This window comes from Candidatus Poribacteria bacterium (assembly GCA_026706025.1).
Classification (GTDB): Bacteria; Poribacteria; WGA-4E; order WGA-4E; family WGA-3G; genus WGA-3G.
In genome coordinates this window covers 62,571-76,399 of sequence record JAPOZO010000052.1, presented here as the reverse complement: position 1 = coordinate 76,399, position 13,829 = coordinate 62,571, and the positions used below count along the sequence as shown (strand labels likewise).

The 13,829-nt window shown below is 48.6% G+C and carries 12 protein-coding genes; all 12 read right to left on the bottom strand.

Features of this window, described 5'->3' with window-relative positions; translation table 11 throughout:
- Nucleotides 1-47: 47 nt before the first annotated feature.
- Nucleotides 48-767 (bottom strand): DUF1080 domain-containing protein, encoded by a 720-nt coding sequence (locus tag OXH00_11275; protein MCY3741593.1) that lies wholly within the window; start codon nucleotides 765-767, stop codon nucleotides 48-50.
- A gap of 17 nt (nucleotides 768-784) precedes the next feature.
- A complete protein-coding gene (locus tag OXH00_11270; protein MCY3741592.1) occupies nucleotides 785-1,507 on the bottom strand; it encodes a hypothetical protein in 723 nt (240 codons plus the stop codon).
- A 103-nt stretch (nucleotides 1,508-1,610) separates the two neighbouring features.
- A complete protein-coding gene (locus OXH00_11265; GenBank protein MCY3741591.1) occupies nucleotides 1,611-3,263 on the bottom strand; it encodes a DUF1549 and DUF1553 domain-containing protein in 1,653 nt (550 codons plus the stop codon).
- 101 nt (nucleotides 3,264-3,364) lie between these two features.
- Nucleotides 3,365-4,417 (bottom strand): NAD(P)-dependent oxidoreductase, encoded by a 1,053-nt coding sequence (locus tag OXH00_11260; protein MCY3741590.1) that lies wholly within the window; start codon nucleotides 4,415-4,417, stop codon nucleotides 3,365-3,367.
- 135 nt (nucleotides 4,418-4,552) lie between these two features.
- Nucleotides 4,553-5,401: a hypothetical protein gene (locus OXH00_11255; protein ID MCY3741589.1), complete on the bottom strand. Its 849-nt coding sequence runs from the start codon at nucleotides 5,399-5,401 to the stop codon at nucleotides 4,553-4,555.
- A 229-nt stretch (nucleotides 5,402-5,630) separates the two neighbouring features.
- Nucleotides 5,631-7,259: a gamma-glutamyltransferase gene (gene ggt / locus OXH00_11250; protein ID MCY3741588.1), complete on the bottom strand. Its 1,629-nt coding sequence runs from the start codon at nucleotides 7,257-7,259 to the stop codon at nucleotides 5,631-5,633.
- 118 nt (nucleotides 7,260-7,377) lie between these two features.
- Nucleotides 7,378-8,445 (bottom strand): Gfo/Idh/MocA family oxidoreductase, encoded by a 1,068-nt coding sequence (locus tag OXH00_11245; GenBank protein ID MCY3741587.1) that lies wholly within the window; start codon nucleotides 8,443-8,445, stop codon nucleotides 7,378-7,380.
- Nucleotides 8,446-8,545: 100 nt separating this feature from the next.
- Nucleotides 8,546-9,712 (bottom strand): PmoA family protein, encoded by a 1,167-nt coding sequence (locus OXH00_11240; GenBank protein ID MCY3741586.1) that lies wholly within the window; start codon nucleotides 9,710-9,712, stop codon nucleotides 8,546-8,548.
- 134 nt (nucleotides 9,713-9,846) lie between these two features.
- On the bottom strand, nucleotides 9,847-10,200 hold the full coding sequence (locus OXH00_11235) for an STAS domain-containing protein (protein MCY3741585.1): 354 nt from the start codon (nucleotides 10,198-10,200) through the stop codon (nucleotides 9,847-9,849).
- Between the two features lie 128 nt (nucleotides 10,201-10,328).
- The gene (locus tag OXH00_11230) at nucleotides 10,329-11,786 is read right to left on the bottom strand and encodes a sulfatase-like hydrolase/transferase (protein MCY3741584.1); all 1,458 of its coding nucleotides are present in this window, start codon (nucleotides 11,784-11,786) and stop codon (nucleotides 10,329-10,331) included.
- 11 nt (nucleotides 11,787-11,797) lie between these two features.
- On the bottom strand, nucleotides 11,798-12,526 hold the full coding sequence (locus OXH00_11225) for a cupin domain-containing protein (protein ID MCY3741583.1): 729 nt from the start codon (nucleotides 12,524-12,526) through the stop codon (nucleotides 11,798-11,800).
- A 163-nt stretch (nucleotides 12,527-12,689) separates the two neighbouring features.
- Complete coding sequence (locus tag OXH00_11220) at nucleotides 12,690-13,820, bottom strand: DUF711 family protein (GenBank protein MCY3741582.1); 1,131 nt, start codon at nucleotides 13,818-13,820, stop codon at nucleotides 12,690-12,692.
- Nucleotides 13,821-13,829 lie beyond the last annotated feature (9 nt).

The following is a 13,829-nucleotide window of genomic DNA, read 5'->3' as shown; positions in this document are numbered from 1 at the left end:
CGAGGCAGCGAGACCTCGCGCTATAGGTTATGAGTAGTATTTAAAATCTACTTCACGGATTTCAGATGTGCCCAAGCCGTTGCGAGCTTACTTTTTGGATCAACCGGCGTGAGCCCATCCGGTCCATAAACCAAAACCTCGTCATACTTCACAACGGTGCTCCACGTTGCAAGCCCGATTCTACCCACACCATCTTCGGTGTTATCGTCCATTTTCGCGACTTCTTCGTCGTTGATGATGAGCGTGTAACTATCGGGTGTATTGATAATCTTGATATCATACCATTCATCGTCTTCGATGGTGTGATTGCTATTGGCACCGCCTTTGCCACCCCAAGATTCAACCTGTGAGCGTGAGTTGCCCCAACCCCCAAGATTCCACCAATACTGCAGTGAAGGTTCGAGTTTCGCCATGCGTGGCGGATGGTCTTCGAGCGTTCGGCCGCGGTCTTGCATCAAGCCTTGACACCGGAACATAATCAGGAAGCCTTCGGCACCACTGATTTTACTCCCTCTCACTTCAAAAGTGTAATCATTCCATTTGTCATCCCAAAATTCGTCGGCGACGACGCTCATGGAGTTGGGTTCGTTTTGAAGTTGATGGTATTCATCATCCTTGAATTCCCATTCTCCGAAGAGAGCGACCCATTTCTTTTCAGATTCCTTTGGATCATCAAAATTATCCTCAAAATAGGTTTGGGACATCGCAAGCGCGGCGATACTGAGCGTAATTGTACAAATAGCAATGAACAAGTTGCGTCTGTTCATAATAGCATCCTCCTTCTCTATTTTGCGGATTTCAGATGTGCCCAAGTTGTTGCAAGTTTGCTTTTCGCGTCAACTGGTAACGAGGGACCATCCGGTCCATAAACCAAAACATCGTCATACTTCGCAACGGTGCTCCAGGTTGCAAGCCCGACTCTCCCGACACCATTCTCGGTGTCATCGTCCACCTTCGCGACTTCTTCGTCGTTGAGGAAGAGCGTGTAACTACCCGGTTCATTGACGATCTTGATGCTATACCACTCTTTTTCGTCGATAGTGTGATTGCTATTGGCACCGCCTTTGCCACCCCAAGATTCAACCTGTGAGCGTGTGTTTCCCCAGCCGCCGAGGTTCCACCAGTACTCTAATGAAGGTTTGAGTTTCTCCATGCGCGGCGGATGATCTTCGAGTGCTTGACCACGAGGCTGCATCAAGCCTTGGCACCGGAACATAATCAGGAAGCCTTCAGCACCACTGATTTTACTCCCTCTCACCTCAAAAGTGTAATCATTCCACTCGTCGTCCCAGAATTCGTCAGCGACGACACTCATGCAGTTGGGTGAATTTTGGAGTTGATGGTATTCATCAGCCTTGAATTCCCAATCGCCAAAGAGAGCGACCCATTTCTTCTCAGATTCCTTTGGGTCATCAAAATTATCTTCAAAATAGGTTTGCGACATCGCAATCGCGGCGATGCCGAGGGTAATACCGCAGATAGCGATGAACAGATTACGTCTGTTCATAATAAAATCCTCCTTTTACTTCTGTTTGGAGTAGCATAGCCTGTTAGGCTGTGCAGATATTGTATCTTCTTCCGTAGGATAGGAAACCGTTAGGTTGTGCGAACTAATGATTAAGCGAAAATTCAGCTGAATTTAACAAGACCCAATAAAGGTCTTCGTAAGCCAAGTCTTTATTTCGATAGAGGCTGCGTTCCATATAACGTTGAAAAAAGGTTTTCTCTTTAGCAGTTGGTAACCGAGAGAGAATGTTAAGATAGATATATTCCAGTCGATCGGCGGGTTGGCGCCATTTTTCCATGACATAATTGACAAAGCTGCCGCGTTCTCCGTGAGTCGCGCTATCATTCACCATGTTTCCATTGATCATCATAAGTGCCTGTGGCACGGTTCCATTGAACGCTTCGATCTCTTCCATTTCGCCGTTATCAAGTAGGAACAGGAACCTTTCGAGATGATCGCGTTTCCTCCGTTCAAGCTCGCGTAGCATCCCCCTGCGGTCCTCACCTCCCTGCCTGTTCGCGCCTTTCATTTTCACCTCCTGAAGCCTTTCATAGCCAGTCGCCTGCAGGAGCGAATAGAAAAACTGCTCAGCACTTAGCGGTTTCAAGTACGCGTGTGAATAATAAAGTTCGTCATCTTTATTACTCTTATTCGTTTGTGATGTACGCTGGTAAGCTTCTGAATTAAGGATTGTCCGCATCAAGTGTCGCAGGTCGTAATCGTAAATGACAAGGTCCTCTGCGAGCCAATTCAACAATTCCGGGTTGGTGGGTAGATTCTCTTCGCCGAATCCATCAATAGGTTCAACAAAGGCGCGTCCCATGAAGTGTTTCCAGATGCGGTTTACGATTGCCCGGCTGAAATAGGGGTTTGATTTATCGGTCATCCATTGTGCGAGTGCCGCACGCCTTTTAGTGAGTGAACCTGTGTATTCTGTGCCGCCAAGGAAGCGCGGTGAGACTTCTGCGTCCATTCTCTCCACCCACATAGACTTCCTCGGTTTGTTGGTAATCAGAAAATTTTCCATCCGCCTCTCATTACCCGCCATATCCATTGTCTGGATGTATCCTTTCTGTTCACTCTCAATACCAGTAAAAAAGGCGGCAATACCGTAGTAATCCGCTTGGCTCCAAGCTTCTGTCTTATGATCGTGGCATTCAGCACACTGCATAGGTAGCCCTAAAAAGAGTCGCGAACTATGCGAAGTTAGCACAACCGGGGATCGCTCATAACGCATGATATAGTTTCCGGCACCGTTGTCCTTTAACTCGCCGTCCGCAGCGATGAGCTCTTGAACGAACTGATTGTAGGGCATATTTTTCGTCAAAGCGTCCTGTACCCAAGCTGTTAATCCGATGCGCTGATCATCTCCATCACCGCGCCTGCCGATTAACCAGTTTACCCACAACCGAGTCCAATAATCAATATAAGGCTCGCTGCCTAACAATTGATCAATCTTTTTTTGGCGTTTGTTAGGAGAGCCGTCCTTGAGAAAATTCAAGACTTCTTCGGGGGTGGGAATTTTACCTGTTAGGTCGAGATGAACACGACGCAAAAACTCCGTGTCCGCTGACATTTCTGAGGGTTGAATATCTTTTCTTTTAAGCACAGTGTTGATGTGCCGGTCGAGGTGTTTTGTGCTTGATGAGACTTGCCGTGTCGGGGCAACCGTAACTTTGGTGCAATTCAATGTCAAGAAAGCAAAAGCGACCAGAACGATTGCGTAACGCGCAGTAATTCCAAAGGATTTTTTCACGGTAGATAACCTCCAAGGACACAATTTGGGACAAATGTGTTTCTTAAGAGTCTAACCCATTTTTGGCGGTATTGTCAAGAAAAAGCGAAGAAAGATTGATATTAACTCCACCGGACACCTGTCGGAATAATACCGACATCTTCACCGCGGCGCATCGCTTCTGCGGCATCAAGGATACTTGCCAAGTCGTGCTGGGGTTTGAAGTCCAACAGCGTTTTGATTTTGCTTAAATCAAATTCAAAATAGAGGGATTGTGCGAGTTTCACATCAACAAAATCCATCTGGTAGCGTTCAGATAGGTATGGCATAACCTCTTCGTGTTTGAAAACGCCGTTTCCACCGAGCGTGAATTCTTCACCGACAGCAGCATCTTTCTCAATTCCTAAGACCAACCCTTGCACGATATCGCGGACATCGGTGAAATGTTCCTTGAAGGGGTGTCCATCACGGTTGCGTTTGAGTATGAACTTCTCTTGTCCATCCCAGAGACGTTTGACGGTCTCTGCGGTCTCTAATTCAGTTGGATCATCGCCTTTATAATTCTTATATCTATTATAGATCGGACTAAAAACGAATTGCTTTGGTAACCCGTCCTCATTGAGGAATTCGCTCGGTTCAATGACGGTTGTGAAGCGGAAAACCGTGGAAGGCACACCGTATTGGTGGTGATAAGTCATGCACAATTCCTCGCCGATCCATTTGGTAAGGAAATAGGGCATGTGATGGTACTTCGCAACCATGTCCTCTGTGATGGGTTCATTGAAAAATCTGCCTTTTTCGGTGAGTTCCCAATAAATCGCTTCGGTACACGCATAAACGAGACGGTGAATGTTCGGATTGAATTCGCGGATACACTCTAAAATGTTGAGTGTCCCCATGCCGTTGATTGCCAAGTATTCACGGTTATTGAAGGGGCCACCGAAGGCAGCAGCGATATGATAGATGGCATCTACACCTTCAACGGCTTTTTTCACATCCTCATATTCGCGCAGATCGCCAAGGACAGTCTCAACGCGTTCCGCGCCGTCCCATCTTCCGACACGATTGACATCACCCGGATAAACAAAGCTGCGGATATCGTGTCCTTTTTCCAGTAATTTTTTCACAAGATTGGACCCAATACGACCTGTACCGCCTGTGACTAAAATTTTCATTAATTTTTCTCCTAAAAGCCAACAAGATAGAAAAAAGGGCTACACTTTAGGTGAGTACAGCCCTTCTTTACGGCTATCCTCGCCGAACAGTAAACGATGTCGAGTCGCTCACAACGCGACGAAGGTGGTGTGTTGTTAGGATTTTAGTTCTGCCCACCTAACTGCTAATTTATGTTTTGGCTCAACAGAAAATGCTGTGCTGATGAGTTTTATATTATCTATTGCCCACCACCAATCATTCTGTGCATCAATGACACCGAAACTAATGATCATCTCAGTGGCATTTGCCGGATTATCAATCGGGATTTCTAACGTTTCGTTTATCTGTTCTCCATCCTTTATATCTTCCTCATCCAGGTCGAGCGTAGGAATTGTAACAAGTGTATGCGCGCCTGCGTCAATACCGACACTCTTGAAGAATAAGATGCGTTCTTCCTTACCACCGTCAAAACTTACTGTTATTTCACCGTTTTGCGTATCTTCAGGTCGCCAACTCGAATCCAACGTTAAAACGAGCGACTTTGCTGCTGCGCCCTTGATTTTAATCGGTGGCGTAATTAAGTGGCCATTCCAACGACTCAACGCGTCAGGGTCGCCATTTCCTTCCCAATCATCCCATTCATCAGGATCAGAAACGGCTCCGTTACCGATGCCTTTGCCGTCATTGTGTACCCCTGTGAACTCGCTACGCCGCTGGTCTTCCGCCGTTGCTGTCCACCACTCAAGGTCAACAATCGCCCAGGTCCTCCACTCAGGCATTCCGAGGTCTTTGGGGTTTTCGTTTGTAATTTCCCAACCCTCAGGCGGTGTCCCTGACCAAACTTTTTTATCTTTGACCTGTTCCATTATACTTGCTTCGAGGGTTACATCTTCAAAATCTTCTTCAAAGAGAACAGTATCAGCTGCCCACACCAGTGATGTTACGAGACAAAAGGTTGTTAAAAGGATCGCACGTACAACGATCCCTATAATGCTGCTATTCACGATAATCCTCCTATTAGGTATCGATTAAGTTAGCGATGTCCGTTTCGTTTAACATCCCGAACCCAGATCGTCACTCTAAAGGTTTTTGCTCTTAATGTTTAAATCTAAACAGTCTAAATTGCCGTGTAGGAAACTGTAGAACATAGCAACTTAGGGTAAGAAAATGATAACAGCAAAATGTGAGAGCGAGTTGGCATTCTTTTCACTTTTCTGGTATAAAAATTAGAGACTAAAAAGTAACGGCGTACCCATCAGTTCTTGGGTCAGAGCCTCCAATAAGCGCGCCAGATTCGGGATGAACTATTATCATCTGTGCACTTCCGGGACCGCCCCAATCCCCAACGATTTGGAGTTCGTGTCCCCTCTCTGTTAATCCATCCTTGGTATCTGAAGAGAACCGGGTTTCTAACTGAAGGTCATTAGAACAAGTGTGCGGAATAGTGGATTCCATCGGGTTTTGTAAACTGCGCCAACGCGGCGCAGAGACCGCCTCTTGCGGAGTCATTCCGAAATCGAGGACATGGGTAACGAGTTGTAAGTTTGTCTGGACCTGTGTATCCGCGCCTGGTGTCCCGCACGCTAAGAACGGCTGACCGTCTTTAGTAACAATGACAGGGTTCATCGTATGACGGACGCGTTTACCCGGTATCAAGCAGTTCGGGTGCCCTTCTTCCAAATGCCAATAGGTCATGCGATTGTTCAAAAGAACGCCTGTGTCCCCAGCAACCAGACCGGAACCGAAACCTGATTGGATGCTTTGCAAAATACAGACGAGGTTTCCTGCGCGATCAGCGGTGCAGAAACAGGTCGTATCCTCATGTGCCTCTGGCCCACCGGCTGGCACATCGAAAGCGGCTTTCTCCAAGTCAATGCGTTCGGCTTGTTCGGCAGCGTAGGCTTTCGATAACATGCCTTCTATCGGAACATCCACCCATTCTGGGTCCGCCATATATTTTTCGCGATCAGCAAAAGCGAGTTTTTTCGCTTCAACCATCAAATGCACGCTTTCAGCGGTATTGCATCCCAAATTTTGCAAATCAAATAGTTCAACCATGTTCAATTCTTGGAGCAAGATATGCCCACTCGAATTTGGAGGCATCTCATAGACTTCGTATCCACGGTAGTTGACATGTATCGGTTCAGCCCAGTGTGCGTGGTAATCAGCGAGGTCTTCAGCCGTTAAGAGTCCATCGTAGGCACGGCTGAATTCGCCGATAGTTTTGGCGATTTCACCCTTGTAGAATATATCTCTGCCATGTTTTGCAATCTTTCGGAGTGTAGCACCGAGATTAGGGTTGGCGATGAACTGGCCGGCGGGGATGGGTTCACCATCGTTTGTAAAAATAGCGCGACTGTCAGGTTCGGCGGCGAAACGAGCGTTCTCGCCTTTAAGTCCGCCCGCAAGTCTGTGACTGACGGGAAATCCATCTTCGCAGAGTGAGATTGCTGGCGCGAAAACATCTTCTAATTTGAGTGTGCCGTAGCGTTCGTGTGCGAGGAGCCATGCGTCAACGATTCCCGGCACCGAAACACTTCGTATGCCTTTCATCGGGATTCCACCATCTTTGAGATAGGTTTCCCGTGTCGCGGCACGCGGTGCAGGTCCAGTTCCATTTACCGCTTCGACCTTCCCGGTATCCGCCCAATAGATGAGGATAAACCCATCGCCTCCGAGTCCAGAGCCAGCAGGTTCAACCATACCGAGAGCTACAGCGGTTGCGATGGCAGCATCAACGGCGTTGCCGCCTGCCATCATTGTCTGAATACCTGCCTGCGAAGCAAGTACATGTCCAGAAGTAACCATTCCGTTCCTACCCATCACAGATGGACGAAACGCTGAACCGTGTGGAGATTGCATAAAAAGCCTCCATTTTCAAAATGGCGATCGGTAGTCGGTTAAGAGGTGGTTGGATAAGGTAAAACCTTTTCACTAATAGTTCCGAATAACCAACCGACAACTGACAACTGATAACTAATCAAGCAAGCATCTTCTTAGCGAACGCTTCAACATCAACGCGTTCATGCGTTCGCGCCGACTCATTGAATGCTTCCATCAGTATCCATGTGCCGAGGGTTGTCTCCTGCATCCAGTCTCGATCCGTGCCGTTGACAATCGCCTGCGCAAAAGCATCAAATTGAAGCCGATCATCTTCTATCAAACCGGCGTGTAAATCTTGGAGCGTTAAATCTTCGACGTTTTTGCCGAGTTGGAAAAGTTGCAGATGCCCTCCGTCTCGTCGGAGGTCACCTTCTTCGCCGTGAAAGCTCCAGCTGCCGCTCCAACCGAAGGGACCGGCATGCCCTGCACGTGTGCCAGCATAAGAGAAAGGCGCGCCGTTTGCGTATTCCATGAGTGCGTTTCCACCTGCTGTTCCCCAAGCCTCAATTTGCCCAAGTTCAGGATCACGGCGGTTGTGGACATGTGCGGTGACATATTTCGGTAGACCTTTTGCGGCAACAAGTTGGTCAAGTTGATGGCTGCAGCCTGCATGAAAAAAGAGTCCGTCTACATAAGCGTCAGGTTGCCGGGAATCAGGGCCAGTGTACAGATTTTGTCGGATCCAGAATCGGCACTCACCGGCTAACATTTCACCGATACCACCATCTTCGCGGAGCCATTCACGCATCTTCGCGGCGGCGGGGTTCCAACGTTTGTTCTGCCCTTGAACGAGCATTAAACCTGGATTCGCTTTATGTGCCTGAATAATGTCGTAGAATTCTGCCTGTGTTGTTGCGATGGGTTTGACACAGAGCGTATGCATACCGAGGTTCAGGCTTTCGACGATTAACTTGGCGTGAACAGTTGTTGAGGCATAGATAAGGCAAGCCTGTGCATCGTGCTTCTCTTTTGCTTCGGTGATGGTGGTGTAGATACGTTCTGTTAAGCCTTCAGGGGCATCGTTTATTGATGATACGCCATCGCGTGCGGCTTCAAGGTTGATGTCCACACACGCGACGGGCTCTAACCCGTGTGAATTGACTTGTGCTTGTAAACGACCGTGCGCGAAATGGGTACATCCCACATGAATCGTTGGGATCGGCATATATGAATCTCCGTGTATTGGCTATCAGTGGACTGGTTATCGAAAACCGCCGGAGTTTTCTTTCGGACCGCCGACAGCCATCTTGGTATAAATTTCGCGGTCAGGAAACCTCAACAGCGGGTGGGTTGATGAAATCGTGATATTTCTGTCCAGCCTTTCCAACAGTTGCATCACCTGCATGAATCAGGACGCGGAACCGGAAGTGCATCTCTTCACTCTGTTTGAGCGTGTAGGAGCCATCTTTAGCAGGGTCTCCTTCAAAGGTGCCGCCACCGAAGATATTGCTTCCCATTAACCCGTAGTTACGCACATGCCAATATGTCGGATAACGCGGGTTGACAATATGATCAAACACAGCAATCCCGACAGGTGTTCCGTCAACAACGCCAGAATAATCACACCAGTTCGCCCGTTTTCCCCAAGTTTCCGCCTCATTAATCCCGCCAAAAGCGTTCTCAATCTTTCCGCCATCAGAAGCGTTCATCGACGGATGCACTCGAATCGACATAATACCGCCTTCTTTGGTATCTCCGAAATGAACGTCTCCCGCCGAAGCGATGAAACTGAGATCCAAGTCAATAAGCGCAGCATCCTCAGGAAGGTTATAGATTCGGAAGTTCTGCTTATCCGTCATCAAGACATCACCGGACTGTGTCTCCCAATTGTTATGTGTATAAATCCTGCCGACGACAGCACCGCCTTGCTTTTGTGTAAAGCCTTGATGCACGACTCTTCCAGAATTGCTTCCTTCACCCCACAAATCAACGTCATTAACTTCGCCATAGGCGACGTAGAGTGAACGGTGATGCACGTGATCTTTCGATATCTCGCTTGTTTCACCGCGCGTTACCTCGCGTCCATCGGGGCCGAAGACAGGGAAGAAGTAGGGGCGGAATTGCCCCTTGTTGTTAGAAGTCGCATAACGGAACGTTGTAAAGGGGCGGTCATTGAGTGTGACGGCAATAGTTGCGGCTTCTTCATTTAGTTGGACACCCGATTCGCCAGCAACGCTTCCCTCTGAAAGGGTATAGGTCCGCGATTCACCAGCGGCGAGTCCATTGAGTATCCAGTTTAAGGTTGTAATACCGTCCTCGTCGGCGTAGCATTGCGCTGAGATAGTGCCACCGGATTCGACATCTGTCAAGGTGACAGAATGATCGTGAAGTTGGCTCACACCGGGATGGTCAACGTTAACACTGACCGGGCATCCATCTCGATCATGGAAACCGGCGTTGACAGTAAACGTTGGAAGATTCTGATTTGCCATAAATTTCCTTTTCCGTATCTTGGTTTCTCTGAAAAATTCGCGTAGGTGTGCAAGATATGGCTCCGTATTATCGGAGCCATTCAGTCTTAACTACAGTCGCGTAAATAGGGAACTAAATGGCTCTGTCGCGCCCATTAACTCTCTTCAGAAGTTAGCGCGAGGATTCCCTCTTCTTCGCTGTTGTAAGTTTCAAAGACAGTCATTAAGCGGCCGAGGATAAGAAGGTTGCGGATATGTGCACCGGCGTTGACAAGTGCTGTCCGTCCGCCTTTACGGGAGACAGTCACATTCACAGAGACGAGCGTGCCAAGCCCACTACTGTCCATACGGGTGACATTCTCAAGATTAAAGATAACCTTCGGAGAATCAAAATGCTCCTCCAGTTCCTCATTAATCTGCTCTCGAATTTCAGCATTTGCTGCACCGATCATGCGTCCGGTGGGTCGAATAACGATGACCCCTTCTCTTTGACGTATTTCTGCTAACATCTATTTTCCTTTCATGCTTAATCGCATAATTAACAAATATGGGCTTGCGAGTTATGCCCTAACGAAGAGATTCCACTAAATAATATAATTGATTCCTGAAATTTTGTCAAGACTTTCATAAGTTTTACCTAACGCCCTACAGATGGCTGTGGGGGCCAGTGAAGTCCGCGTTGGCCCGATAAGGCTCGGTTCGCAGAAGGACGATATTCACGGTCAGGCAGACCGACAAGTTTGCCATCTTCAATCCATTTTTCATCGCTACCGTAGAGTTCACCGATCAAGATATCCGTTAATCGCTCAAGGATTTCGGCGTGTACTGGTGAATTAGCGAGGTCGTTTAACTCTCGTGGATCCTCTTCCAGATCGAAGAGTTGTCGGTAGTTGCCGGTAGCGTAGTAGATGAGCTTGAAGCGTCCGTCATGAATCATTCGAGTCGCACTTCCACCTTCGCCACATTCGCCGTACAACCACTCCCGTTTTTCGTCACCGACCATTGGTATCCCATCTACTGTATCTGGAATCTCGATTCCAGCGAGGTGAAGGAGCGTCGGCATCACATCTTGCCATCCGACGAGTCGGTCATCAACTCTGTGATGCCCTACGCGTTCATCGCCTGCGGTGCCGACAAGGAGCATCGGGACGTTGGCAGAGTCTTCATAATAGAGCCGTTTTGCCCACATCCCATGATTTCCGAGCATATCACCGTGATCGGATGTGAACAGCAGAATCGTGTTGTTCAACAAGCCTTCTTCCCGTAGTGTGCCGATAACGACCCGTAACTGATGGTCAATGTGCGTACAAAGCGCGTAAAAGGCTTGACGTGCCGAACGGACCAAGTCTTCATTAAAGTGTTCGTCCTGTTTCTGCCGTCCTTTTATCGGTAAGGGGAGTTCCTCGCTCTGCTTTGACCATTCGCCATAATAGGGCATATCCACGTCGATATCGCGATACATATCCATATAACACTGGAGCGGTGCCAAAGGCGGGTGCGGGTGGCAATAGGAGAGGTACCAGAATCCGGGTCGCGTTGGATCCCGGCGTTTAATCATCCGGACCATCTGCTGCGTGCTCCAGTTTGTAACGTGGCAATCTTCCGGGAGATGCCAAGGTCTGTTGAGGTAATCGTTGTTGCACATCCCATGTGCGAACTGCTGACCGGCATACCCTCTGTCGCCGAGGAAGAGTTCATAGTCGTCAATCGCGCCGTATTGTAATCTACCTTCCTCACCCAACAGTACATCATCAAATCCGATGCGGTCTCGTTGCGGATAGACGTGCAGCTTACCAACAGCATAAGCCTGATATCCTGCGTTGCGAAACGTCTGCGCGATTGTCGGAAGTCCGTCTATTCCCTTTTGATCGTTGAAAACGCGGTCTTTGTGGGTCCTTGTTGTGGCACCGGTCATCAACGTTTTTCGTGCGGGGACGCAAACCGGGCATTCGCTGTATCCGCGCGTGAAGCGGATACCGGCTCGTGCGATCGAATCAAGCGTCGGTGTTTGGATAGCGGGATGTCCGCTGACCCCTAAAAGTGAGTTGGGCCAATGATCGGTTGAGATGAGCAGAACGTGTGGTTTGTCAGCCATAGTTATTCCCTTTAGCGGTCGTAGCGTGCGAAATAGAACGTCTTGAGCGGTTCATCTGTGTCGTTGATTAGGCTATGCCCTGGGTTAGACGAAGCCACAGAGACAGCATCGCCCGGCATCTGCCGGTATACATTTCTGCTGACAACATGGATGCCGTTGCCTTCGAGCATATACCACACCTCGTCCATATCAGGACCGTGTCCGTGCGTATCAGGCGTTTGCATCGCTTCAATCCGTACCATCAGTACTGAATGTAGCGTCACCAAGCCGTCGTCCGGCCCGAAAATTGGATGTACGAGATGCGTCCAATGTCCTTGTCCCAAAGGACGTTCCCTGTAGTTGCGGATCAGTGCATCCTTGCGCGGTGCCGCCACGCCCTCCGAGAGTACCTCCTCCAACATCAAAAACTCTAACGGCGTGCGCTCCGAATTTTCTAAGACATGGTTGAGTCCGGGTGGGACTAAGATTGCATCTCCCTCTGTAACTTGCTGTTTCAAGTCTCCCGCCTCAAATGTACCCGAGCCGTCAACGATGTAAAAGATCAGCTGCCTGTCATCAAGTGCCGTAGGCACAGAAGCGATCCTCGGTTCAAGGTAGCACCGAGAGAAACTGTCAACATATCTGAGGATCGCGCCCTCTTTGTCTGCAGCGTCCTCTGTACGTTTGCTAAAAATCTCACGTTTAATGATGTTGCCGTGTGTTAGGCTTGAAGGACTCTGTAACCAATGTCGCATATACATTGTGAGTTTCCTCCGATGTGCATATCAATTAGATAGACAATACTCTCAAAATTTCGTTCGCATCATCTTACCAAAAGATTTGACAATTGGCAAGGGAAAAAGTTTTAGGAGTTGTCAGTTTTCAGTCATCAGTTGTCAGTAGTGGAGTCTGTGGCGGGGCCGTTCAAATCTGCATGACTGTGGTGTTTGTTAGATAGGGAGAATCAAATTCTGTCATGCAGTCTGCGTTGCATCCCGGAACCGGAAAAAGGCGTACAGATAACGGTTTGCTTAACTGTATGGAGAGCGTGGCGACATCCCTTAGGATCGCGGCAATCTGAGATGTCGAAGCATCGCCGGGTATAGGAATGGTATCCAATCCAGTGCCACAGACAGTAGAATAGAGGAGGAGACTGTCAAGGTTAAAATAGCCTGCTTCACTTCGCTCGCCCAAGCCGACATCTTCAAGGACAGGGAGCATTAATCCCGAATATCCACAAAGGGGTAGTTCGAGGGATTGGAGTGTACGGGTCAGACCGGCGGCGACTGTTAATGTACCACGCTCGCCAAAATAACCGGGGAGTTGTTGTTCCATGGCGTAAGCGATGCTTTCATCGCCCATCGGTGCGAGCGATGCATCTATACCAACAAACTTTATGCCCCACTCCTGTGCTAACGTCTGTGCGAGTGCGACAATTTTCTGTCCTTCTGCCTCCATGACCGTTTTCAGGTTCTGCAAACCAACTTCTAAATTCGGGGCATCTGTGAAAGCCTTTTGTACAAGATCTATCGCCTGCCATCCGATGCTGAAGTTCGTCCGAGTGTCGTGCCAGTACGCCGCTGGAAAGAAGGGTGTATTTGGTGGGCAGTTCATCAACGCTGCGAAGCGGAGATTTCCGTAGCCAGCATCGGTTTGACGCGCGATCTGCCGAATGATGTCTGCGGTGTTTTCAGCGATGTCCGATGCCATACCTCCAGATTGTGTCGTAAGAGTGACGGTGGCGAAAAGCATCTCACTTTCGACAATTACATCAGAAACACACGCGAGATGCGTTTCCGTGTGGCGTTTCTCAGGTAGGATTGTCCCCAAGTTTAGGAATTCAATTCCCAATGCTTGTGCATCGGACTCTAACCTAAGGATTGTATCAATATCTCTTTTTTCATTCCAGATTTGACAACTCACACGCGTTGTTTGGACTTCATAGCCGTTCGCCTCAAAGTAGGTTTGACAGGCGGTGTTAAATTTTGCCGCACGTTGAAGCTGGTAAGGAGAAAAAGGCAATGGAATGCCCGTAGTAATCGTTCTTATTTTCATGTGGTGCGT